18 protein-coding genes are annotated in these 24,590 nt (G+C 61.3%); 7 read left to right on the forward strand and 11 right to left on the reverse strand.

Annotation, left to right across the window (positions count from 1 at the left end; all coding sequences use genetic code 11):
* Positions 1 to 48: 48 nt before the first annotated feature.
* From purD to prmA, 6 genes are all read right to left on the reverse strand, one after another.
* A complete protein-coding gene (purD, locus tag J3Q04_RS03295; protein ID WP_434560865.1) occupies positions 49 to 1,344 on the reverse strand; it encodes a phosphoribosylamine--glycine ligase in 1,296 nt (431 codons plus the stop codon).
* A 189-nt stretch (positions 1,345 to 1,533) separates the two neighbouring features.
* The gene (gene purH / locus J3Q04_RS03300) at positions 1,534 to 3,141 is read right to left on the reverse strand and encodes a bifunctional phosphoribosylaminoimidazolecarboxamide formyltransferase/IMP cyclohydrolase (protein ID WP_434607979.1); all 1,608 of its coding nucleotides are present in this window, start codon (positions 3,139 to 3,141) and stop codon (positions 1,534 to 1,536) included.
* An 83-nt stretch (positions 3,142 to 3,224) separates the two neighbouring features.
* Positions 3,225 to 3,545, reverse strand: coding sequence for a DNA-binding transcriptional regulator Fis (fis, locus tag J3Q04_RS03305; protein WP_007921650.1), 321 nt, complete (start codon positions 3,543 to 3,545; stop codon positions 3,225 to 3,227).
* Entirely contained in the window at positions 3,542 to 4,549 is a 1,008-nt protein-coding gene (gene dusB, locus J3Q04_RS03310; RefSeq protein WP_434560863.1) for a tRNA dihydrouridine synthase DusB, read from the reverse strand. The genes fis and dusB overlap by 4 nt, the downstream gene beginning before the upstream one ends.
* A gap of 184 nt (positions 4,550 to 4,733) precedes the next feature.
* Positions 4,734 to 5,957: a DUF3426 domain-containing protein gene (locus J3Q04_RS03315; protein ID WP_434607976.1), complete on the reverse strand. Its 1,224-nt coding sequence runs from the start codon at positions 5,955 to 5,957 to the stop codon at positions 4,734 to 4,736.
* 30 nt (positions 5,958 to 5,987) lie between these two features.
* Entirely contained in the window at positions 5,988 to 6,866 is an 879-nt protein-coding gene (prmA, locus tag J3Q04_RS03320; RefSeq protein WP_434607973.1) for a 50S ribosomal protein L11 methyltransferase, read from the reverse strand.
* A gap of 191 nt (positions 6,867 to 7,057) precedes the next feature.
* Here prmA and J3Q04_RS03325 point away from each other — a divergent pair, with 191 nt between their 5' ends.
* Positions 7,058 to 11,035, forward strand: a complete 3,978-nt coding sequence (locus J3Q04_RS03325; RefSeq protein WP_434607971.1) for a dermonecrotic toxin domain-containing protein — start codon at positions 7,058 to 7,060, stop codon at positions 11,033 to 11,035.
* A gap of 79 nt (positions 11,036 to 11,114) precedes the next feature.
* On the opposite strand, the gene accC is transcribed toward J3Q04_RS03325, so the two are convergent.
* The 5 genes from accC to J3Q04_RS03350 all read right to left on the reverse strand — a co-directional run bounded on the left by accC (position 11,115) and on the right by J3Q04_RS03350 (position 17,471).
* Positions 11,115 to 12,470 (reverse strand): acetyl-CoA carboxylase biotin carboxylase subunit, encoded by a 1,356-nt coding sequence (gene accC, locus J3Q04_RS03330; RefSeq protein ID WP_420766275.1) that lies wholly within the window; start codon positions 12,468 to 12,470, stop codon positions 11,115 to 11,117.
* A 17-nt stretch (positions 12,471 to 12,487) separates the two neighbouring features.
* Entirely contained in the window at positions 12,488 to 12,952 is a 465-nt protein-coding gene (accB, locus tag J3Q04_RS03335) for an acetyl-CoA carboxylase biotin carboxyl carrier protein (RefSeq protein ID WP_434560857.1), read from the reverse strand.
* A gap of 48 nt (positions 12,953 to 13,000) precedes the next feature.
* Positions 13,001 to 13,453 carry a type II 3-dehydroquinate dehydratase gene (aroQ, locus tag J3Q04_RS03340; protein WP_420766277.1) on the reverse strand — a complete coding sequence of 151 codons (453 nt, stop codon included), beginning with the start codon at positions 13,451 to 13,453 and terminating at the stop codon, positions 13,001 to 13,003.
* A 349-nt stretch (positions 13,454 to 13,802) separates the two neighbouring features.
* The gene (locus J3Q04_RS03345; protein WP_434635432.1) at positions 13,803 to 15,749 is read right to left on the reverse strand and encodes a methyl-accepting chemotaxis protein; all 1,947 of its coding nucleotides are present in this window, start codon (positions 15,747 to 15,749) and stop codon (positions 13,803 to 13,805) included.
* Positions 15,750 to 15,800: 51 nt separating this feature from the next.
* Positions 15,801 to 17,471 carry a diguanylate cyclase gene (locus J3Q04_RS03350; RefSeq protein ID WP_434607968.1) on the reverse strand — a complete coding sequence of 557 codons (1,671 nt, stop codon included), beginning with the start codon at positions 17,469 to 17,471 and terminating at the stop codon, positions 15,801 to 15,803.
* 418 nt (positions 17,472 to 17,889) lie between these two features.
* Here J3Q04_RS03350 and J3Q04_RS03355 point away from each other — a divergent pair, with 418 nt between their 5' ends.
* From J3Q04_RS03355 to J3Q04_RS03380, 6 genes are all read left to right on the forward strand, one after another.
* Entirely contained in the window at positions 17,890 to 18,957 is a 1,068-nt protein-coding gene (locus J3Q04_RS03355; RefSeq protein WP_420766279.1) for a DUF2333 family protein, read from the forward strand.
* Positions 18,958 to 18,960: 3 nt separating this feature from the next.
* On the forward strand, positions 18,961 to 19,518 hold the full coding sequence (locus tag J3Q04_RS03360) for an NUDIX hydrolase (protein ID WP_434607966.1): 558 nt from the start codon (positions 18,961 to 18,963) through the stop codon (positions 19,516 to 19,518).
* 169 nt (positions 19,519 to 19,687) lie between these two features.
* The gene (locus J3Q04_RS03365; protein WP_420766281.1) at positions 19,688 to 20,059 is read left to right on the forward strand and encodes a translation initiation factor Sui1; all 372 of its coding nucleotides are present in this window, start codon (positions 19,688 to 19,690) and stop codon (positions 20,057 to 20,059) included.
* Positions 20,060 to 20,268: 209 nt separating this feature from the next.
* Positions 20,269 to 22,182, forward strand: coding sequence for an arginine decarboxylase (gene speA / locus J3Q04_RS03370; protein WP_039593533.1), 1,914 nt, complete (start codon positions 20,269 to 20,271; stop codon positions 22,180 to 22,182).
* Positions 22,183 to 22,484: 302 nt separating this feature from the next.
* A complete protein-coding gene (locus tag J3Q04_RS03375; RefSeq protein ID WP_434560853.1) occupies positions 22,485 to 23,795 on the forward strand; it encodes a type VI secretion system Vgr family protein in 1,311 nt (436 codons plus the stop codon).
* Entirely contained in the window at positions 23,792 to 24,589 is a 798-nt protein-coding gene (locus J3Q04_RS03380; protein WP_434607962.1) for a DUF4123 domain-containing protein, read from the forward strand. The genes J3Q04_RS03375 and J3Q04_RS03380 overlap by 4 nt, the downstream gene beginning before the upstream one ends.
* The last annotated feature ends 1 nt before the right edge of the window (position 24,590 follow it).

Here is a 24,590-nt window from a genome sequence, read left to right on the forward strand (position 1 = left end):
GAGCAGACAGGCAAGAGCTCTGGACCCTTGCCTGTCTGAATGACCGGATTATTCCAGGTTTTCGCCACGCTCGCGTGCAATGGCACGGTAGCCAATGTCCTTGCGGTAGAAACAGCCTTCCCAATCAATCTGCGCGGCAAGCTTGTAGGCTTGCTGCTGAGCGGCGTCGACGCTGGCACCCATGGCAGTGGCGCATAACACTCGACCACCAGCCGTCACGACCTGGCCGTCCTTCAATGCCGTACCTGCGTGGAAAACCTTACCTTCCAACTGGGCGGCGGCTTCCAGGCCCTTGATGGCGCTGCCCTTGGCGTAGTCGCCCGGGTAACCACCGGCCGCCAGCACGATGCCAACGCTCGGACGTGGATCCCATTGGGCTTCAACCTTGTCCAGCGCTTGGGCCAGAGCGGCCTCGACCAGCAGCACCAGGCTCGATTGCAGGCGCAGCATGACCGGCTGGGTCTCAGGATCGCCGAAACGGCAGTTGAATTCGATGACTTTTGGGTTACCAGCCTTGTCGATCATCAGGCCAGCATAGAGGAAACCGGTGTAGACGTTGCCTTCCTCGGCCATGCCACGCACGGTTGGCCAGATGACCTGGTCCATCACGCGCTGGTGAACGTCGGCGGTGACCACTGGCGCGGGGGAGTAGGCACCCATGCCGCCGGTGTTCGGGCCGCTGTCGCCATCGCCGACGCGCTTGTGGTCCTGGCTGGTGGCCATGGGCAGGACGTTCTTGCCATCGACCATGACGATGAAGCTGGCTTCCTCGCCGTCGAGGAATTCTTCGATTACCACACGGGAACCGGCGTCACCGAAGGCGTTGCCAGCGAGCATGTCGCGTACGGCTTCTTCGGCCTCGCTCAGGGTCATGGCCACGATCACGCCTTTACCAGCGGCCAGGCCATCGGCCTTGATCACGATCGGTGCGCCTTTTTCGCGCAGGTAAGCCAATGCCGGTTCGATTTCGGTGAAGTTCTGGTAGTCGGCAGTTGGGATCTTGTGGCGCGCCAGGAAATCCTTGGTGAACGCTTTCGAACCTTCCAGCTGCGCGGCGCCGGCAGTCGGGCCGAAGCAGTCCAGGCCACGGGAGCGGAACAGATCGACTACACCGGCAACCAGTGGTACTTCCGGACCGACGATGGTCAGCGAGACATTTTTCTCGGCGAAATCGGCCAGTTGCTCCAGGGCCAGCACGTCGATGGCGACGTTCTCGCACTTGGCTTCGATGGCGGTGCCGGCATTGCCCGGAGCGACAAAGACCTTCTGCACGCGCGGATCCTGAGCCACTTTCCAGGCCAGGGCGTGTTCACGGCCACCGCTGCCAATGATCAAAACATTCATTTCAAAAAACCTCGATGACGCTGATTCGGTTTGGAGCCTAAGGCGTTTTTACGCCGTAGGAGGCTGCAATGAAGTCGGTAGATGCAAGGCGGAGTCGACCTTGATGAGCGGAGTTGCCTTATGGCAATGAGCATCATCGAGGTCGGCTCCAACGCAGCAGATGCCGACTTCAGTGCGGCCGTTCTCTTGTTAGTGGCGGAAGTGGCGCATGCCTGTGAATACCATTGCAATCCCTGCCTCGTCGGCGGCAGCAATCACTTCTGCATCACGCATCGAACCACCCGGCTGGATCACCGCGGTGATGCCGACCTTGGCCGCATTGTCGATGCCATCACGGAACGGGAAGAACGCATCGGAGGCCATGACCGCGCCCTGGACCTGCAAACCAGCGTGTTCAGCCTTGATGGCGGCGATGCGAGCCGAGTTCACGCGGCTCATCTGACCGGCGCCGACGCCGATGGTCTGGCGGTTCTTGGCGTAGACGATGGCGTTGGATTTGACGTACTTGGCGACTTTCCAGGCGAAGATCAGGTCGTTGATTTCCTGCTCGCTCGGGGCGCGCCGGGTCACGACCTTGAGGTCTTCACTGCCGATCATGCCGATATCGCGGCTCTGGACCAGCAGGCCGCCGTTGACGCGCTTGTAGTCCCAGGCCGGCGCCCGGTCGGCCGACCATTGGCCGCAGGCCAGCAGGCGCACGTTGGCCTTGGCGGCAACAATAGCGCGGGCTTCTTCGCTGACGGAGGGGGCAATGATCACCTCGACGAACTGGCGCTCGACGATGGCCTTGGCGGTCTCGGCGTCCAGTTCACGGTTGAAGGCGATGATGCCGCCAAAGGCCGACTCGGTGTCGGTGGCGTAGGCCAGCTCGTAGGCCTGGCGGATGCCGCCCTCGGCGTCCGGGCTCACCGCCACGCCGCACGGGTTGGCGTGCTTGACGATTACGCAGGCTGGCTTGACGAAGCTCTTCACGCATTCCAGCGCGGCGTCGGTATCGGCTACGTTGTTGAAGGAAAGTTCCTTGCCTTGCAACTGGGTGGCGGTGGCGATGCCGACTTCGGCAGGCTTGGCTTCCACGTAGAACGCCGCGCTCTGGTGCGGGTTCTCGCCGTAGCGCATTTCCTGGGCCTTGACGAATTGGGTGTTGAAGGTGCGCGGGAATTCGCTGCGGCCTTCGGTGCCCAGGGTTTCGGCCGCCTGGTTCACGGTGCCCATGTAGTTGGCGATCATGCCGTCGTAGGCCGCGGTGTGTTCGAAGGCCTTGAGCATCAGGTCGAAACGCTGGGCGTAGGTCAGGCCACCGGCCTTGAGATTTTCCAGCACGCTGGCGTAGTCGCTGGCGTTGACCACGATCGCCACGTCTTTATGGTTCTTGGCCGCCGAGCGGACCATGGTCGGGCCGCCGATGTCGATGTTCTCGATGGCGGTCGGCAGGTCGCAGCCGGGCTTGTTGATGGTGGCTTCGAACGGGTAGAGGTTGACCGCTACCAGGTCGATCGGCTTGATGCCATGTTCGTTCATGATGGTGTCGTCGATGCCGCGACGGCCCAGTATCCCGCCGTGGATTTTCGGGTGCAGGGTCTTGACGCGACCGTCCATCATTTCCGCGAAACCGGTGTAGTCAGCGACTTCCACCGCGGCGACGCCGTTGTCCTGCAGCAACTTGAAGGTCCCGCCGGTGGAGAGGATCTCGACGCCCAACTGTTGTAGCTCGCGGGCGAATTCAAGGATCCCGGTCTTGTCGGAGACGCTGATCAAGGCGCGGCGGATCGGCAGGCGGGTGGTCTGGTCGGTCATTTCAGGTTCCATCAAAAGCAAGGGAAGTCAGCAAAAAAGGCGACCGTTTTTTACGCGGGCGCCTTTCTGGTTTGATTGAATGCTTAAAGTAGATCGTACTGCTTGAGTTTCTTGCGCAGGGTTCCGCGATTCAAGCCCAGCAGCTCGCTGGCCTTGGTCTGGTTGCCCTTGACGTAGTTCATCACGCTTTCGAGCAGAGGCGCCTCGACTTCGGAGAGCACCAGGTTGTACACATCCGTGACGGCAGCGCCCTCAAGGTGGGCGAAATAATTGTGCAGCGCCTTCTCGACGCTCCCGCGAAGGGTCTGGCCTTCTTCGCTGGGCGTATTGAGGTGCTGTTTCAAATTCACGTTGTCGCTCACGGGTGCTGTTCCACTCACTAAAGTCTCGGTCATCATCGTCATGCGGCCACCCCTTCGTCCCCTGTCAGGCTCTTGTAACGTTCGGCGAAAAACGCCTGAACGTCGGCGCATTGTGCTTGCGTACCATCCAAACGATTGAAACGGGCGCGAAACTCCCTGGCGCCCGGCAGGGTTGCGAGATACCAGCCCACATGCTTGCGAGCGATGCGTACGCCCATGACTTCTCCGTAGAAGGCATGCAGCGCGGCCAGATGCTCTAGCAGAATACGTTCCACCTCGGACAACTGCGGCGCAGCGAGCTTTTCTCCCGTGCGCAGGTAATGTTCGATTTCACGAAAAATCCATGGCCGCCCCTGGGCGGCCCGGCCGATCAACAGGCCGTCGGCACCGGTCGCGTCCAGCACGTACCGGGCCTTCTCGGGCGAGTCGACATCGCCATTGGCGAAGACCGGAATGGACACCGCCTGCTTGATCGCGGCTATGGTGTCGTACTCGGCTTCGCCGGTGTACAGGTCGGCACGGGTGCGGCCATGGACCGCAAGCGCCGTGATACCTGCCTGTTCGGCGATCTTCGCCACCGTCAGGCCGTTCTTGTTCTCCCGGTCCCATCCGGTGCGGATCTTCAGGGTCACCGGCACATCGACCGCGGCGACAACCGCCTGCAGGATCTCGGTGACCAGCGCTTCGTCTTTCAACAGTGCCGAGCCTGCGGCCTTGTTGCAGACCTTCTTCGCCGGGCAGCCCATGTTAATATCGATAATCTGCGCCCCCAGCTCTACGTTGGCTCGGGCCGCTTCCGCCAACATCTGTGCATCACCACCGGCGATCTGTACCGAGCGCGGCTCGGGATCACCTTCGTGGATCATGCGCAGGCGCGATTTGCGGGTGTTCCACAAACTCATGTCGCTGGTGACCATTTCCGAAACCACGAGTCCTGCGCCCAATCGTTTGCACAACTGACGGAAGGGCTGGTCGGTGACGCCCGCCATAGGGGCCAGGACCAGACCGTTCTGCAATGTATATGGGCCGATGCGTACCGCCGACATAGGAGTTCCCTGAAGTGGGGCCGGATCATGAGACTTCGAAAAAGGGTTGGCATGATACCCGCTCTCGATGACTGGATAAAGGTCGAATTGGATAAAATCTGAACAGCTATTCCGTTATCGCCAGCGGTTTGGTTTGGGTCGGGCGAGTCAGAATGCCGTCGTCAATCGATCGACCCTGCAGCCTTCATTCGGGCGAATGGAAGCTCAGGCTGTAGTTCACCGCCTTCGGTCCCGGATCGAGGATGTCCAGGGCGATATGGATCGGCGTCTGCGGCGGCATTTCCCCCCGGCCTTCGAGATCGCCGCCCAAATACTCACCCGGCTTGAAACGGCGACTGGCGATCAGGTGGCCGTTGAGGTCGGCAAAGCGCAGCTCCAGCAGTGGGAAGGGCTGGGAGAAGGGCGCGCGGTTGTAGATGATCGCATCCACCACCAGGGCTGCGCTGAACTCTGGATGGCTGCGCACCACCAGGTTGCTGCTCTTGATCTTGGCGATGTCGACCTTGGAGGGGACGTCGCAGCCGATGGCCGGGCAGATTTGCAGGAACCACGGGCGGTACTGGTCCTGGCGAGCCAATTCCTCGAAGTGATAGGCGATGTACTGACCGCCCAGGGCGGCGGCGGCGAGCAGCACCAGCAAACCCCAAAGCAAGCGCCGGCCCCAGGGCGAGCGGCGTTTGCGCCAATCCAGTTGCAGCGGGTCGTCGTCCAGGTCCTGGAGGGCTTCGGCGCGTATGCCGGGCTCCTGGCGATCACGTTTCTTGCGCGGTGTCGCCAGCGGCTCCGGCTCGTCGTCCAGGTCGTCCGTGGCGGACAGTCGCTCCAGGTGCTCGTCGGTCTCCTCGTCCGGCGCCAGGCTCAGCGGGGCGACGGGCTCATCGTCCGGTTCCAGCGGCTCGAGGGCCAGGGACAAGGATGGCTCGGTTCGCGGCGGGCGGGCCGGTTCATGGGGCTCGAACGGTTCGAGAGGGGGCTGGATGGCGGTCTCGGCGCGCTCGGCGGTGGATTCGCTGTACAGGCTGTCAGCCCAGGGCTCCTGGTCGCTCGAAGGATGCTCGCGCAGTGCGCTCAGGTTGTCTTCGCGGCGCCGTCCGAAGGTGTCGGGTGCGCGTTTGTCGCGCCGTTCCAGACGAGCCAGTTCCTTGTCCAGGTCATCGAGATCCAGTTCGGCGGCAGTCCATTGTTTCTGGCTGATCGCCCGTGGCGCTTCGACCACGGGTTTTGCCGGGGAAGCTGGAGCAGTAGCGACGTCCTTGGTGGCGCGTTGCTCCAGCAATTGCTTCGCGGCATTGAACACTTGCAGGCACGAGCCGCAACGAACCACCCCGCGTGCGACGCTCAATTGAGCATGGCTGACGCGAAAACTGGTGTGGCAATGCGGGCACTGAGTGACGAAGCTGTCGGTCATGCGGCAATCCGGTCGATACAGGCGGTCATTCTAGCGCCGACGTCCAGTGATGCGCACCCAGCCATCGCGATTGGCGATCGGGTCCAGGTTGAAATCCGCGGCATAAGCGGCAGCGACTTCTTCACCCTGTTCGGCGAGGATGCCCGACAATGCCAGGCGTCCGCCCGGTTTGACCAGGCTCGACAATTGCGGCGCCAGGGACACCAGCGGGCCGGCAAGAATGTTCGCCACCAGCACGTCGGCCTGTACCTTCGGCAGATCCTCGGGCAAGTACAGCGGGAACAGCGCTTCGTCGATGTTGTTGCGCCCGGCGTTGTCGCGGGAGGCTTCCAGGGCCTGGACATCGATGTCGGTGCCGACCGCTTCCTTGGCACCCAGCAGCAGGGCGGCGATGGCCAGGATCCCCGAGCCGCAGCCGAAGTCAAGCACATTGCAGCCGTCCAGGTCCTGGCCGTCGAGCCATTCCAGGCACAGCGCGGTGGTGGGATGAGTGCCAGTACCGAAGGCCAGGCCAGGGTCCAGCAGCAGGTTCACCGCGTCCGGTTCCGGCGCTGCATGCCAGCTCGGCACGATCCACAGGCGCTGGCCGAAACGCATGGGTTGGAAGTTGTCCATCCAACTGCGTTCCCAATCCTGGTCTTCAATCACTTCGCTGTGATGTTCGGGCAACGGGCCGCCGGTGAGCAGCCCCAAATGGGCGAGCACGCTGGCCGCCTCGGTGCCGCCTTCGAACAGCGCCAGCAGGTGGGTGTGGGACCACAGCGGGGTGGTGTTGAGCTCAGGCTCGAAGATCGGCTGGTCTTCGGCGTCCATGAAAGTCACCGATACGGCACCTACTTCAAGAAAGGCGTCTTCGTAGGTTTCGGCTTGTTCCGGGCTGATGGCCAGGCGTACTTGCAGCCAAGGCATGGCGGGCACCTTTGAAAAATCGATAGGGGGCAGCAGGAGGCTGCAAAGGCGCGCAGTGTACGCCAGGTCGCTCCCAAAGTGGATAAGCGAGGCCTGGACTGGCCCGGTTGGTGTTTCGATATATATATGTATGACATTGGCCTGCCGCAGGGCGGATAAGGTGCGCATCCACACAACAGGGAAGGATGTGCATGGACGACATGGCCGAGTGGCAACAAGACAGGGATGGCGCGACGTCGTTATCTGACCGGAAAGAGGCATCTGCCCAGGCGATTCTGGAAAAGCTGACGGGCTGGCAGACTGTTATCGAGGCAAAGATGCAGGCCCAGAATACTTTTCTGGAGGAGCTGGAAGTTTATCTGCTGGTCGGGCTGCGTACCCATTATCGTCATGGCAACATCGATTCAGACTTCATTGGCACGCTGCTCGACGCGGTGTTGCAACGCAAGATCGACCCGTCGCCCGCGGTTTATGACGAGCATCAGGATGCGCCTTATCGCTGGGAAGGGGGGGCTGACCTGGGGTTCTCGGCTGAACGTCGGGATATCCTCGAGCAGGTCCTCGAAGGGACCGCTTCGACCATCCTCAACCATTACGAGGACTATCTTCGGCGCCATTGGAAAATGGCCGGACACGATGCTGCGCTCGAAAGCATCGTCCAGGAAAAACTCAACGAGCATGTGGCGGCAATCGACGCCATCCTTCAACCGCAAAGGTTGGTTGGGTTGGATGTCGAGCAACTGCGCGCAAGGATAGAGGAGCTGCAACAATCCTGGCGCCACATGGGGAAAGCGAATGCGCTGGCGACCCCTCGGGAGCGACGGGCATTGGAAGCGATAATGCGTGCGCAATTGCCTGATTGGCTACGGGGGTTGGGTGCAGCCGACCGTAAACGGTTGGAGGCGTTGAGCGAACATGCTGGGCAAACCCAGGCAATGGTCGATGAATTGCTCGACGGCTTGGGCTCCCTGGAAGCGTTCGCTCGGCGCCAGGCCCAAGGCTACATCAGGCGCGAGCTGGACATGGAAGTCGAACCTGACAGGGTTCGCGTGCAGCTGCAGTGGCGAGCGGTCATTGGCCAGCCTGTGCGAACCTATAACCTGAGTGAACTGGTGGCGGCGGGGCCGGTCAGGCCCGATGCGGTGACGGTGCGCCTGGTGGAGAATGGCGGCATGCTGCGCAACGAGCCCCTTGCCTCGGCATTCGTGGGGCAGATGTTGTCGAGCCTGGACGCACCTGCCGGTTACTTTTCTGCATTGTCGAGTCGGTACAACCGCGCGGACCTCAAGGACGCCCTGCTCGATTGGTTCATGGCGCGATTGCGACACAGCGCATTTGTCGCGCGGTGCGCGGGCCTAGTCACGGTGTCCAGCCACGACGAGCTCTACACCTTTCTGAACAGCTCATTTGCTGGACAAGGCGTGGGTGGATTGCAGGTTACCAATGTCGAACTGCCCAATTCGTTCCGATGCGCCGATCTGCTGCTGTTCTACCACGACGATGCACAGGGACAAGTCAGCGCCCCCCTGCTGTATGCCCCTGGTAAGCCCGATGGGCAGGAGTGGATCGCCCTGCCTTCGCTTCGGGCCGTGAGCGCCGAGATCGGTAGCTGGATTGCGAGCGAAACGGGTCGTGAATACCTGTTGCAGCAGATCTCCCCGGTTGAACGTGACAGCGCTCGGGGATATTTTGTCGGCGTGAGGCAAAAGCCGACCACGTGGGATTTGAGCAGGGACCCCAGAGGGACGCAAAAAGGGCTCAGGCATTGTCTTGAGCAGGCTGTCCTGACAGGGCTGAACCACAATCTGCAGCAGGTGGAATGGCACGACTCGCCTCGCTGGTACTCGGCCTTGCCACTTGAATCGCGGCGAAGCATCAGTGGCTTGAAGCAAGAGTCCCTGGTCCATCAGCAGGTCTTCGATGAGCAGTTGGCGGGTTATGAACTTTTTGTCGACTTTGCCAAGCGTACCGTCACGCAAGCGATTGCTCCGTATATGCGCAGCAAGGGCGTACGAGAACCGGTGGATCCGGAGACGGTTCTTATCGACTACTTCCCGGGGCTGGGAAGTGACAGGAGGGTAACCAGCCTGCTGGAACTCGCGATTTATGGGTACGACGACAACGCTGGGATAGACAACCCGAAACAAGGTGTGCGCTCGTCCGTTGGACAGGATTTGGGCCAGGTCCGCAGCGCCGACCTGGCGCTTTATGTTCGTGGGGCCTACCTGGGCGAAAAATACGCCAAGGAAATCCGTGCCAGGTTTCTCGATGCCAATGACCCGCAATACCAGAAGCGTCGCGATGCCTGTCGCTACATGCTGCTGGCGAAGATGGATCGCGACCTACGTATCGCGTATGGCCGGTCAGTGTTGAGCACCGACGCGTTCAACTGGCTCACGCGGCAAGTCACGTTGCTGAGCGACAGGAGACCGGCTGGCGGCCCCATCTATCCAGCGACGGCGGTCACGCGTGAAGGTGTGTTCAAGTTTACGGTCAACGGTCATGTCGTGTTGGGCGTCTACGTTTTCGCCTACTTCGAACCGAAGGGCTCCTACTGGCTGTACACGCCCGATGCCCCGGACGGCATCCGTTTTCGCAACTACCTGGCCTTCACCGGGCGCACCGCGGCGCAACTGCACGATTATGTCGTGGAGCGGGTGGCATTGATCGCGCGTGGTTCCGTCGAACAATCGTTGCGGGCATTGGGGGCAGGTACCACGCGCGTCGATACCCTGCGTGAATTCAGCCGTGTGGTCGATATCGACGCTGAGTTCGATGCCTGTATCGAGCGGGCTATCGCGGACGTGGAAGATGTCACCACCCGTCGTGCAGAGGCCATCACGCAGCAGATTCAAAAAGGGCTGCTCTTTGCGGCTGCGCCGGTGTGCATGGTCTTCCCGCCGTTTGCCCTGCTGTTGGATATCGTATTTATCGGCCTCAGCTCCAAGCAGGCAATCGAGGCGCATAGGCAGGGCGATACCCAGGAGGCTCTCGAGCATTGGCTGGAGGTTTCCTGGGGCGCGCTGCTGGCGGTGCCAGGGGTGACCGGCATGGCTGCATTGCTGCGCCGTTCGGTGATGAGTCTCAAGCGTGCGGCCAAGCCGTTGTCGTTGTCGGCGCAACGTCTGAAAGGCGCTGCGGTATCCGCTGTGAACAAGGATACCGGGCCGCTGGTCCAGCCCATCCGTTTGGAGCCAAGGCAGGCGGTCGACGCAACGCCTGAAAATCTGCAATGGGTGAGCGAGGAGGGGATTTTCTACGGCACCTACCGCAGTCCGCCCAGCGCATCGCAGCCACGAAGTACCTATTACATACGCAGCCGGGGCCGGTACTTCCAGGTAAAGGAGGACGCTTACTTTGGCGGTCTATGCCTGGTGGATGCCAGTCGTCCCGGCGCGCTATACAACATGCCCATACGCAGGATGACGAATGGCAAGTGGACGCATAACAGCGTTGGCTTGAGAGGGGGTAATGATGGCGTGCGTAACCTGGGGCGAGTCGACGATCTACGGGAGGCGTTCCCGGGGCGCGTCGATCCTGACGTGACAAGAGGCGCGTTGCAGGGCGAGGCCGTAGTAGCACGCTTCAATGAGGCGACGGCTGACGGGTATCTGTTCTCGCTCAACGCCCAGACATGCGTGATCGCTTCGTTATATAACCCCGTTACCCGAGTGGGGGCGGTCATTCATTTCGATCACAATATTGGCAGGCTCATAGAGGAAGGTGTCGAGGCTCTGTTGCGGCGCCTTGGCGGATCCGCAAAGGATATCCGCGTCACGCTTGTAGGTGGGGACTGGTTGACGGGTCTGGACATTGGCGAGCCGGTCAGGACCGTGATGCGGCGCAAAGGCCTTGAGCCAACCTGGGACTTCTGGTCGTATTCTTCCTGCTTCGGTAATACCTATGGTGTATCGCTGAACCTCAAGAGCGGCATCACTTCGGTCTTCAAGATGTCGCAGACCCAAGTCGAGCGTTATTACGCCCCAGTGCTGTCTCGGGCCAAGTACAGTACCGATCCGGTATCGATACGTGCGCGTAGATTCATGACGCGCACGCGCAGCGAACCTTTGATGGCAAACGCCAACGGTGCCGTCCGCACCCGCCAGGGCAGGCCAGCGACAACGGCGCAACTTGCGATGAACAGGTTCTCGATGGTGAGCCTGAACTGAGTGGGTCTTCTAGCCCGACGATGGGCAAAAAAAGACCCCGGGCCAAACGGACCGGGGTCTTTTCACATCCCTTGGAGCATCAGTGCTGGTTGCCCAGCTTGTGTTCCAGGTAATGAATGTTGACGCCACCCTCACAGAAACCCTCGTCGCGGACGAGATCGCGGTGCAGCGGGATGTTGGTCTTGATCCCGTCCACCACGATTTCATCCAGCGCATTGCGCATGCGCGCCATGGCTTCTTCACGGGTCGCCCCGTAGGTGATCAGCTTGCCGATCAGCGAGTCGTAGTTCGGCGGAACCGCATAACCGCTGTACAGGTGCGAATCGACGCGAACGCCGTTGCCACCTGGCGCGTGGAAATGCTTGACCGTGCCTGGGCTCGGCATGAAGGTCTTCGGATCTTCAGCGTTGATCCGGCACTCCAGCGAGTGGCCGCGAATAACGACGTCATCTTGAGTGAACGACAGCTTGTTGCCGGCGGCGATGCTGAGCATCTCCTTGACGATGTCGATACCGGTGACCATCTCCGAAACCGGGTGCTCCACCTGAACACGGGTGTTCATTTCGATGAAGTAGAAACGACCGTTTTCGTACAGGAACTCGAAGGTGCCGGCGCCACGGTAGCCGATGTCGATGCAAGCCTTGACGCAGCGAGCCAGGACTTCCTGGCGAGCTTGCTCGTCGATGCCCGGTGCCGGTGCCTCTTCGAGGACCTTCTGGTGACGACGCTGCAGCGAGCAATCGCGGTCGCCCAGATGGATGGCCTGGCCCTGGCCGTCGGACAGAACTTGCACTTCGACGTGGCGTGGGTTGGTCAGGAATTTTTCCAGATAGACCATCGGGTTGCCGAACGCCGCGCCTGCTTCGGAGCGGGTCAGTTTTGCCGAGGAAATCAGGTCTTCTTCCTTGTGAACCACGCGCATGCCGCGACCACCGCCGCCGCCGGCGGCTTTGATGATCACCGGGTAGCCGACTTCGCGGCCGATGCGCAAAGCGGTTTCTTCGTCTTCAGGCAGCGGGCCGTCGGAACCCGGAACGGTGGGTACGCCTGCGGCGATCATGGCGTGCTTGGCGGAAACCTTGTCGCCCATCAGGCGGATGGTCTCGGCTTTCGGGCCGATGAAGGCAAAACCGGAGTTTTCGACCTGTTCGGCGAAGTCGGCGTTTTCCGCCAGGAAGCCGTAGCCAGGGTGAATGGCGGTGGCGCCGGTCACTTCGGCGGCGGCGATAATCGCCGGGATGTGCAGGTAAGAGTGCGCAGCCGACGCGGGACCGATGCAGACGGATTCGTCCGCCAGGCCCAGGTGCATCAGTTCTTTGTCGGCCTTGGAGTAAACGGCGACGGTCTTGATGCCCATCTCTTTGCAGGCACGCAGAATCCGCAGGGCGATCTCACCGCGGTTAGCGATCAGAACTTTTTCCAACTTCGCAGTCATCAAAGGCTCTCCGCAGTTCAAACGATGGTGAACAGCGGTTGGTCGTACTCAACCGGCTGGCCGTCTTCAACGAGGATGGCTTCGATCACACCGCTGGTTTCAGCTTCGATGTGGTTCATCATCTTCATGGCTTCGACGATGCACAGGGTGTCGCCTTTCTTCACGGTCTGGCCAACTTCAACGAAGGAAGGCGAGGTTGGGGAAGACTTGCGATAGAACGTGCCCACCATTGGCGAGCGGGCAACGGTGCCGTTCAGCGCTGGCGCGGCAGGTGCGGCTGGCGCTGCGGCGGCGGCCGGAGCTGCTGCGGGAGCAGGCGCAGCGGCTGGAGCCTGCATCGGTGCAGGTGCGTAGAACTGCTGGGCCGGGGTCTTGCTGTGACGGCTGATGCGTACAGACTCTTCGCCTTCCTTGATCTCGAGCTCGTCGATGCCGGACTCTTCCAGCAACTCGATCAGTTTCTTAACTTTACGGATATCCATGAATCATCAACTCCCAAGGGTCGGTCAGGGGCGTTTAACGCTTGTTGTTCAAGCTGTTGCCTGTTTTTCAAGCTGCTCTAGGGCGGCCTCCAGGGCCAGTCGGTAACCGCTGGCGCCAAGGCCGCAGATCACTCCCACCGCTACATCGGAGAAGTAGGAGTGATGGCGGAAAGGTTCGCGTTTGTGCACGTTGGACAAATGCACTTCGATGAATGGGATGCTCACCGCCAGCAGCGCGTCACGTAATGCGACGCTTGTATGTGTAAAAGCTGCTGGATTGATCAAAATGAAGTCCACGCCTTCGCCACGCGCGGCATGGATGCGGTCGATCAACTCGTATTCGGCATTGCTTTGCAGATAAAGCAAATGATGGCCGGCGTCCCGGGCCCGCTGTTCCAGGTCCTGGTTGATCTGGGCCAGCGTCACGGCGCCATAAACGCCCGGTTCACGGGTGCCAAGCAGGTTCAGGTTGGGTCCGTGCAGGACCAATAGGGTCGCCATCTGCTGTTCCTTGTTATCTGTGAGCAGGTGTCAGAACCCGGAGACTATGCCGCAAAGCCTTTATGACTGTCCAGTTCTCGGCAATAGCCAGCACGTTGACCGATGTTTACGCGAAGTTTGTGACTGAGCTTTATCATCCGGTCATTCGGTTGAACTGACCCACCGCTATCGCGAGCAGGCTCGCTCCCACAGGGGGATGTGCGGTGAGCATCTTCCTTGGGCCATACCTAATAAATGTGGGAGCGAGCCTGCTCGCGATGACGCCGACACATTCAATACCCATGCAAACTGAGCCACCGCTATTGCGAGCAGGCTCGCTCCCACAATGGGTTTGTAGTGTTTGCTGAGGTCATACCCGAAATGCCTGGACTGCGGTGTGCAACCGCCCGCCGAGCACCAGGAGGTTGTCGCCTTGCTCGCGACCCTGGCCGATGCGCAGCAGGTTATCCCCGCCCAGTTGGTGAATGCGCTCGCTGTGGTCGCGGATTTCGCTGACAGCGCCGCTTTGCTGAGCCGTGACATCGGCGATTCGCACGGCGGTATCGGCGATGGTCTGGATGGCTGCGACGATTTCATCCAAGGCGCCGTCAGCCGCCTGGGCCTGGCTGGCGGTGGCCTCGGCGTGTTCAACCTGGGCGCGCATGCCATCCACTGATTGGCGCGCGGCCAGTTGCAAGCGGGCGATCAGCGCCTGGATTTCCGAGGTGGCGCCAGCGGTGCGTTGGGCCAGGGAACGGACTTCTTCAGCCACCACCGCAAAGCCCCGGCCCATTTCCCCGGCGCGGGCGGCTTCGATGGCGGCGTTGAGGGCAAGCAGGTTGGTCTGGTCGGCAATCGAGCGAATGACCGTCAATACGCCACCAATGGTTGCCGACTCCTCGGCCAGTTGTTCGATCATTTGCGCATTGCCTTGCACTTCGCCCACCAACGCATGGAGGCCGGCGAGACTCAAACCGATGACTTGCTGGCCATGTTCCACGGCGTTACCGGCGCTGCGACTGGCCTGCGCGGCCTGGCTGGCATCGCCAGCCACTTGCTGGATGGTCGCTTCCAGTTCGCCGAGCGAGTCACGGATCAATGCGGTGTCGCCGGCCTGGTCCTCGGCGCCACTGTGCAGTTCGCCGCTCAACTCGGCCAGGGCGCGGCTACTGCCAGCGACCTGTTCGGCGTTCACCCGAATGGTGCCCACCAGGTCCACCAGATAAGCGCGCAGGCGATTGAGGGACGCCTCGATGTCTTGCATTTCACGGTTGCCGGCGCCCATGTGGATGCCCCGGCTGAAGTCGCCTTCGGCCCAGGTGGACAGGGCCGGCGCCAGGTGCGTCAAGGTGCGGGCCAGGCGCCGTTGCAAGGTGTCGATGAGCAGCGCGATCAGCAGGATCAAGCCGATCATCACGCCCTGGATCAAGCGAACCTCCCTCTGAATCTGCCCATGCTGGGCACGTACCGCCGGTTCCAGGGTGTCGATGGCCGTCTGTGCATCAGCGATTTTCAGGTGGGTGGCGCGGCTCAGTTCGGTGCGCTTTTGGATCAGCTCCCGAGTGCGGGTCAATTCCGCAGGGTAGCGGCCGAGCAGGCTGTTGAGCTCACGCTTGAGACCGATGCCGGCGTCCTCGCTGACAGTTTTTTCCTGGGTTTGCAGGCCCATCAGCGCGGCAAAGTCATCGCTACCCGATTCGCTGCTGGCGGTTACGCCCAGCAGAGGCAGGCTCTCGAGGCGTTCTGCTTGCACACGGATGCCTGCCAGTTCCCGCTCGACATCGGCGGCCAGTTCGCTGCGACCGCTGCTGACCAATTTGTCACGGGTGAGGGACAACCGACCCAGGTGCTGTGAAGCGGCGAACAATGGAGGCGAGTAGGCCGGGGCGCCACTTGCGTACTGGGCGAGTCGATCGAGACTGGCGCTCAGTTCCCGTTCGGCCTGCAACAACAGGGCCTGTGGGTCGCCGGCCAGCTTGCCGGCGGCCAGCAGGTCGGTCTTGCTGAAGTTGTCGAGGTTGGACAGGCTTGGGCGCAAGGTCTTGGCCAGGTCCGGTGGGAACTGGTCCAGCTCCTTTTGCAGGCCCTCCAGTGCTTGGGTGGCCGCGCTGAGGCGCAGGGCGTCGCCGCTGGCCAGGTAGTCCTCGATGTTGCGCGCCACTTCGCTCTGGAACTGCCGCGACAGGCCGAGGTAGCGTTCCATCAACAGGTAGGGTCGCTCCAAGGCAATCTGCGACCACCAAAGGGTCGCGCCAAGGCCAAGGCATACGGCAACTAAGAGAAGGGTGTTGAGATTGGTCAGCAGCTTCAGGCGCATCAAGGGTCTACCGGGGGCAGAATCGAAGTGCCTGAAGTTATTGCGTTTGCGTTACACGTTTATGACTGAATCAGTGGAATCCGATGAAAAGGTGGCACTTTGCTTTGATTGTCTGGCGCTCTGTACCCGGTTGCGTCCGGCATGCTTGGCGCGGTACAGCGCTTCGTCCGCCTGGCTGGCCATCATCAGGCTGTCGGACGCTTCGCTCATTTCCACCACGCCGGCGCTGAAGGTGCACCACAGGTCCTGGGGTTGGGCCGGGTAATGGATTTCGGCGAAGCGTTGGCGGATTTCGTCCAGCACCTGGCAGGCTGCATCAATATCGGTGTCGGGCATGACGATAGCGAACTCTTCGCCGCCATAGCGCCCGATGAAATCGGTCTTGCGCAGGCGCTGCTTGAGAAACAGCGCCAGGCTCTTGATCACTCGGTCCCCCATGGGGTGGCCGTGGCTGTCATTGACCCGCTTGAAATGATCGATGTCCAGCATGGCGAAACTCAAGGGCTTGCCTTCGCGGCGGGCGCGAAAACTGCAATCCTCGAGCAATTGCAGGATATGGGTGTGGTTGTAGAGGCCGGTGAGGCTGTCGCGCACCATTCGCGCCTTGAGATTGCGCGCCCGGGCCGCGCGGTTGCGCACGGTGGTGATCAGGTGCCGGGGTTTGATCGGCTTGGTCAGGAAGTCGTCGCCGCCTTCGCTCATGGCGTCGAGCTGCTTATCCAGGTCGTCTTCGGCGGACAGGTAGATGATCGGCACGCTGACATAACGGTCGTTGTGGCGAATTACCTTGGCCAGTTCCGTGCCGGTGCAAGCGGGCATGTACATATCGAGAATGATCAGGTCGGGCTGGAAGTCCGCCAGTTCGGCCATTGCCTGGATCGGCTCGATCAACGTCCGGGTGATGATGCCGGCGCTGTTCAGCAGCCGTTCGGTGTGCAAGGCCTGGGCGCGGGAGTCATCGATGATCAGCACTTTATAGGGCTCGTACTGGGCGACGCAGGTCAGCACTTCGATTTTTTCCAGCAGGCTCGACGCCTCGAGCGTGCCGGTTAGAAATTCCTGGCCGCCGGCGCGCACCGCCGCCAGGCGGGTGGGCGTATCGGTTTCAAGCAGGCTGAAAAAGAGCAGCGGGATGGCCTGGTCGAGGCCTTCCTGGGCTTGGGCCGCCAACGTCAGGCCCACGCCAGGGCCGCTGAAATCCACGTCCATGACGATCGCCGCGGGCAGGCGCTCGACCATCGCGGAGCGGAACGCGGCGATACTGTTCAACGCATGGGCGCTGAGGCCAAAGAATACCAACTGCTTGGCCAGCCGTTCCGCGCGGTCATGGTCTTGCAGCATCACGTAGATGGGCTTGCGCAGCGGTGGCAGAAAGGTCTGCTCGAGTTGATCGCCGTGGCGCAGGCCGGTGCGGGACAGGCGTTGCATCAAACGGTTGATGTCGCTGATCAACTGGCTGCTCAGGCGGCCGCGATTGGCATCCACCGCTTGCAGCGACTGGCTGATGCCGTGGGCAAGCTGGCAATGCTCGGGCTGTTCGAAACGCTCGGCAAAGCGCAGCAGGCGCAGATTGGCTTCGCTGAGCTCAGACAGGTCGTTACTCGACCACTCGCTGCGTTGCAGGCGCTGCCATATCTCAAGGATCTGGCGAGCTTGATGAATTACCCGCTGGGCAAAGTGGTGCTTGAGGCGCTCACGGCTGGGGTCTTCTGACTCGGTCATATCCTGACTACTAGTTAGGGGGCATGCTGAGGTCGACTGGTGGCTCTATGCTAGCACCTCTTTTCCCTTACATGAGTGTCGTACGTCAATAAACTGCCAAGAGATGCGATTCAGTTTTCGACCGCACGGTCTTCGATTGGCGGCCTGTCATGCACCGGGGGCCGAGAATAGAGGCTTTCGGGGGTTTTTTGGACTGTTTGTCCAGTTGCTTCGTTGGGTGCGCAAGCACGATTCGATTCGCTGATATCGAGTCAGCTCGCTACCAAATCATGACTGGCAGGGTTAAGGGAAACCCTTAGGTGGCTCCTGGTCTGGTGGCGGTAATTGTCCTATAAGCCCAACGACGGATGCCGGCCAAGGCACGTTGATGTAAGGTTGTGGTCGAACCGTGAACTCAAGTGATTGAAGGAACATCGCCATGCTGGACTGGAAAAACCGCGCGGGCAGCGCGCCTGAACGCGCCGCCGAGCCGAAATCGGACACCCGCAGCTACCTGGGCGGGCTGTTTTTCAGCCGGGCACTGGCCACGCTCATTGGTTTGTATCTGCTGGTGACCATTGCGGTGGGTTGGTATTGGAGCCAGGAGCCGGCGCTGTTTCCCGTGCAGCAGAACGCCCAGGCGGCGGCCGAGAAGGACGGCAGGCAAATGGTGGTCGGCTACACCACCGTCGAAACCCTCAAGACCGTGGCCGGAACCTTGCTGACCAAGCAGGGTGGCTACATTTCCAATGACCGCTTCCCGCCGGGCCTGTGGATGGACAACATGCCGAGTTGGGAATACGGCGTGCTGGTGCAGGTGCGCGACCTGAGCCGCGCCTTGCGCAAGGATTTCGCCCGCTCGCAGTCACAGTCCGCCGAAGATGCGGACCTCGCCAAGGCCGAGCCGCGCTTCAACTTCGACAACCGCAGCTGGGTGCTGCCCTCCAGTGAGTCGGAGTACCAGGAAGGCATCAATTCCTTGAGTCGTTACCAGGCGCGCCTCTCCGATCCAGGCCAGAAGAGCGCATTGTTCTATGCCCGCGCCGACAACCTGAACAACTGGCTGGGCGATGTCGGCACTCGCCTGGGGTCGTTGTCCCAGCGGCTGTCCGCCAGCGTCGGCCGGGTCAAGCTCAACACGTCGCTGAAAACCGAAATCCCCGCGCCCGGCCAAGTGCCGCAGGTCGACGAAGAAGTGGTTGAAACCCCATGGCTGCAAATCGACAACGTGTTCTACGAAGCCCGTGGTCAGGCCTGGGCGCTGTCTCATTTGCTGCGCGCCATCGAGGTGGACTTCGCCGACGTGTTGGCCAAGAAGAACGCCACGGTCAGCGTGCGGCAGATCATTCGTGAGCTGGAAGCCTCGCAAGAGCCGGTCTGGAGCCCGATGATCCTCAATGGCAGCGGTTTCGGTGTATTGGCGAACCACTCGCTGGTCATGGCCAACTATATTTCCCGCGCCAATGCGGCGGTCATCGACCTGCGTCAGTTGCTGAACCAGGGCTGATCGATGGACGAAAGCACCCGGGAGGCGGCTCACCGAGCGGCTTCGGATGCCGAGCTCATCGCCTGGGTCGACGAGCATGACAACCTGCTCGGCAGCCTGGTGCGCTCGGATCTGCGCGAGCGCGGCCTGATCGGGCGGGGCACCTATATCATGTTGTTCAATTCGGCCGGGGAGTTGTGTGTCCATCGGCGGACGCTGAGCAAAGCCATCTATCCCGGTTACTGGGATGTCGCGGCCGGCGGCATGGTGCAGGCGCACGAGAGCTACGCCGAGTCGGCGGCCCGCGAGCTTGCCGAAGAGCTCGGTGTCAGCGGCGTGGAGCTGGTCGCCCACGACCATTTCTATTTCGAAGACACCGGCAGCCGCCTGTGGTGCTCGGCGTTCTCGGCCGTGTGGGATGGTCCGTTGGTGCTGCAGCCCGAAGAAGTGCTGGAGGCGCGTTTTCTGCCCGTCGAGCAGGTGCTCGATGAAATCCGCCACAAGCCTTATTGCCCGGACTCCCTGGCGGCTCTTGCGCGCTATTTGCGCGCCTGCGAAGCCGGTGTCGCAAAGAAGCTCTAAATTGGCGCCGATTGGCCCTTAGCAAGTCGCCTTTTTGCCGTTACACTGCGCGACTTTTCAAGCTTGGCCGACATCGTTCGGCCCAGTTGCGCTGCCCCTGCCTGAGTGGGGCTTCGCGGTCGAGGCTTTCGCCCCTTGACCAGTCTTTGTCCTCCGAAGAGGATTGCCGGTGGCCAAAAAAGCCGCATCCTTCGCCGCCCTGGGTGGCCTGGTATTTTCTACCGACGCCGGTCGTCATTGCCCCGATTGCCGCCAACCGGTGGATGCCTGCATCTGCAAACAGACAATCATCCCCGAAGGGGACGGTATCGCTCGCGTGCGCCGCGAAAGCAAAGGTCGCGGCGGCAAGACGGTGACGACCATTACCGGTGTGCCGCTGGCCGAAGACGCCCTCAAAGAACTGGCGACGACGTTGAAAAAACGCTGTGGCACGGGTGGCGCGTTGAAGGACGGCGTCATCGAGATCCAGGGCGATCACGTCGAGCTGCTGTTGGCGGAACTCACCAAACACGGTTTCAAGGCAAAGAAATCCGGCGGCTAGCAGCCTCTGTGAAAACCACCCCGGCTTGATCCGAACCCCGGTTCGGGGTCGCCTACATGGTTTTCACAGAGCCTGTTCTGAACGGGTTCTAAACTCAGCGCTGCGGGCAGGGTCTACCGTGCTTACAGGCAAATCGTCATTTCCATTCTCTACACTGCGCCAGCCTGCGACCGGGTGGGTGCATTTTGACTTCTTTATAGGGGACTTCGATGTCCGTACGACGCACACGCAAAGACGATGGCAGCCAATGGACAGTTGCGGACAGCCGCAGTGTTTACGGGATTCGCCATTGGGGGGCCGGGTATTTCGCGATCAATGAAGCCGGTCGCGTCGAAGTCCGTCCGAACGGCCCCGACAGTTCGCCCATCGATTTGTACGAGCAAGTCGACCAGTTGCGCCAGAGCGGCCTTTCGCTGCCCTTGCTGGTGCGCTTCCCCGACATCCTGCAAGACCGGGTGCGTCAGCTCACCGGCGCGTTCGACAGCAACATCGCGCGCCTGGAATACCAGAGCCAGTACACCGCGCTTTACCCCATCAAGGTGAACCAGCAGGAAGCGGTGATCGAAAACATTATCGCGACACAGAACGTGTCGATCGGCCTGGAAGCCGGCTCCAAGCCCGAGCTGCTGGCGGTGCTGGCCCTGGCGCCGAAGGGCGGGACCATCGTCTGCAACGGCTACAAAGACCGCGAGTTCATCCGCCTGGCGCTGATGGGCCAGAAGCTGGGCCATAACGTTTTCATCGTGATCGAGAAAGAATCCGAAGTCGGCCTGGTGATCGAAGAAGCCGCGTCGCTCAAGGTCAAGCCACAGGTCGGCCTGCGGGTGCGCCTGTCGTCCCTGGCGTCGAGCAAGTGGGCTGACACCGGTGGCGAAAAATCCAAGTTCGGCTTGTCGGCCGCGCAGCTGTTGTCGGTGGTCGAGCGCTTCCGTGGCGCGGGCCTGGACCAGGGCATCCGCCTGCTGCACTTCCACATGGGTTCGCAGATCGCCAACCTGGCGGACTACCAGCATGGCTTCAAGGAAGCGATCCGTTATTACGGCGAGCTGCGCAACCTTGGGCTGCCGGTGGATCACATCGACGTCGGCGGCGGCCTGGGCGTGGACTACGACGGCACGCACTCGCGCAACGCCAGCTCCATCAACTACGACATGGACGATTACGCCGGTGTCGTGGTGGGCATGCTCAAGGAGTTCTGCGATGCCCAGAGCCTGCCGCATCCGCACATCTTTTCCGAAAGCGGTCGTTCGCTGACCGCGCACCACGCCATGTTGGTGGTGCAAGTAACCGACGTCGAGAAACACCACGATGACGTCCCGGTCATCGAGAACAAGGAAAGCCTGCCGGAAACCGTGCAGTGGCTGGTGGACCTGCTGGGCCCGACCGATATCGAGATGGTCACCGAGACTTACTGGCGAGCCACCCATTACATGAGTGACGTGGCAGCCCAATACGCCGATGGCAAGCTGACCCTGGCGGAAAAAGCTTTGGCCGAGCAGTGCTACTTCGCGGTGTGCCGTCGCCTGCACAATTCGCTGAAGGCCCGCCAGCGTTCGCACCGCCAGGTGTTGGACGAGCTCAACGACAAGCTGGCCGACAAGTACATCTGCAACTTCTCTGTCTTCCAGAGCCTGCCGGACACTTGGGCGATCGGCCAGGTATTGCCGATCCTGCCGCTGCATCGCCTCGACGAAGAGCCACTGCGCCGTGCCGTGCTGCAAGACCTGACCTGCGACTCCGATGGCAAGATCAAGCAGTACGTCGACGAGCAGAGCATCGAGACCAGCCTGCCGGTCCACTCGCTCAATCCAGGCGAGGATTATTTGTTGGGTATTTTCCTGGTGGGTGCCTACCAGGAAATCCTGGGTGACATGCACAACCTGTTTGGTGACACCGACTCGGTGAACATCTACCAGAACGCCGATGGCAGCGTGTACCACGCCGGTATCGAAACCCACGACACCATCGAAGACATGTTGCGCTATGTGCACCTGTCGCCGGAGGAGTTGATGACTCACTACCGTGACAAGTGCGCCAGCGCCCGGATCACGGCAGCCGAGCGCACTCAGTTCCTGGATGCGCTGCGTCTGGGGCTGACGCGTTCGTCCTACCTTTCTTCCTGACGGCGGCCCCTTGCGGGGCCGCTATTGCAGGCTAGAGCGATTCATCGTGGCGAGGGTAGCTCGCTCCCGCTGGCGCGCAATGGTCCCGATGGGGCCAGATGCGCCCAGCGGGAGCAAGCTACCCTCGCCACGTTGTATCTGCATTGCAAACCCGTGCGCAGCGTTTATTGGCCTATTGATGCCGTTTAGCTGACGGCGTCCTAATTTCATGTAGTCCCTTTCCTAAATAGTCCTTGAGCCCTCTACTCGTCCTCTGCTGTCGGCGAGAATGCCCGGTCGCCCCTCCTGTAGAGAAAACGCCGATGTCCGATCCAGCCTGCGAGCTACCTTTTCGTCTGGAGATAGCCGGTCTGTCCGAACCTTTCGTCGTCGTAGCCTTAACAGGCAATGAAGCCATCAGCGAACCCTTCGTTTTCGAAGTGGAGCTGTCGGTCAGCGACATGGCCCTGGACATGGCCGGGTTGCTGTACCGCAACGTCTGGCTGAGCTTCGGAACCAAGGATCAAGGCATCCACGGGCGACTTCACGAAATCGTCCACCGCCATGGCGAGAGCTGCCGGGTACGAATCGGGCCGAAGCTGGCGAGCCTTGCGCAGCGTTTCAGTCAACGGGTCTTCAATGCCTGCTCGGTGCCACAGATCATCCGCCAGGTCCTGGGCGGGCATGGTATCAACGGCCGCAGCCTGTGCCTGGATCTGAGCAACGCTTATCCTTCGTTGGATCTGTATACCCAGTACCGCGAATCCGACCTGCATTTCCTACAACGAATGTGCGCCCAGGCGGGTATCCACTTTCATTTCGATCACACCCGGGACGGGCAATGCCTGGTTTTTGCGGATACGGCGGGCAACGTTCCGACGATGGACAAGGCTTTGTACAGTGTTGAAGGGCGGGCCCGCGCAGTGCGTGCGTTCACGGTGAAGGCGGATATCCACGGAGCGTTGGTCGCCCAGGGCCGTAGCGATCTGACGCACTTGCACGCCGGCCAGATCCTGTCGCTGAAGGGCCATCCTCATGGAAAGTGGAACCAGGGCTGGTTATTGACGCAGGTTGAACACCACGGTCATGCGGGCGGTTATGGCAATCTTTTCCAGGCCATTCCCTGGGGGATGCCCTTCCTGGTGGACAGGGCGCCGGACAAGCCTGTCATGGTGAGCAGGCAACGCGGCTGGGTCGTGGAAGTGGATGAGCCGCGAGTGGCCGGGCGAGTGGCGGTGCAGTTCGACTGGGCCTATCAGGGAGAGGGCGCCATCCCCAGCCATTGCTGGCTGCCCTTGGCACCCGAACTTGCGGCGCGTGGCGTGGGGACGATTGCCGAGGGCACCGAGGTTCTGGTGAGTTTTATCGAGGGCGACCCGGACCGTCCCCTGGTCAGCGCATTCCTGGGTGGCGCCCCCGGCGCGCAGTCAACGCAGGCGCCTTCTCCCACCGCGCCTGCCGGGGAAATTCCCGGGGCTTCTGGAGTCGATTCATCCTTGTTGTCCGCAATCAAGGATGGTGAGCCACTGGTCTTGCTGTGCCTTTTGCCAGGCGGGGGGCGTTTCAGCCCTTGTGCGCAGCCGGTGTGTACCTGTCGCATGGTGATGGGACAGGGCGCGGGCGCGGCGCCATGAATGTGGCCACCTTGCCGGGTCCCGCTCCCCAATGGCTGCTGTTAGACGTTCCGGACGCGCCCGAGGCCGCACAGCGCCTGAAGGAACAGTTTGCCGAGGTGCCGCGTTTTGCCCTGTTCGAGGGAACCGAGTTCGACGGAGCGAGATCACACGGCCCGTTGTTGGTGGATCTTAGGCAATCGCCTGCGCTGGCCAGCCTGTGCCATCTGGACGCTCGATCCTGGCCCGGGTTGCTGTTGGTGACCTCGACGCCAGCCGAGTCCTTGCTGGTACATTTGCGGCGCATGCTGACGGTGACGCTGGGCCTGCATTACAAGGCCTTCCTGAGTTATTACAACCCGCACACCGCCAGCTATTTTTTCGATGCCTGCGATCCCCGGGAGCTCAGTTGCTGGCTGGGACCGATCAGCCTGTTGCGCTGGTTCGGTGGCACCTGGTCCGATCGGACGATGGGGTGCCAGGGGTGGCAACAGCTCTCCAATCCCAGGCTTGCGGTGCCTGCGCTGGAAAACGAGCATGGCCTCAGCGACAGGCAACAGGTCAAATTGCAGGAGTGCTTCCTGGAACGTCACGTCTGGCGATGGTCTCGCTCCACTGGCCATGACTATTGGGTGCTCTGGGACTACGTGCAACAGGGGCGCAAGCTGGGGTTCAGCGAGCAGGCCGTTCTCGACGGCTGGTTATGGCTGCGCTTGCAATACCCCGATGCCGAGCCCGTGCCGGGGCTGCCTGGTGGTTCCCAGCGAGAACGTCTCGATCATTTGCGACGTTTCTGGCAAGGCAAACAGGGCTGAA

It is taken from the genome of Pseudomonas sp. D4-21 (genome assembly GCF_051132125.1).
Lineage (GTDB): Bacteria > Pseudomonadota > Gammaproteobacteria > Pseudomonadales > Pseudomonadaceae > Aquipseudomonas.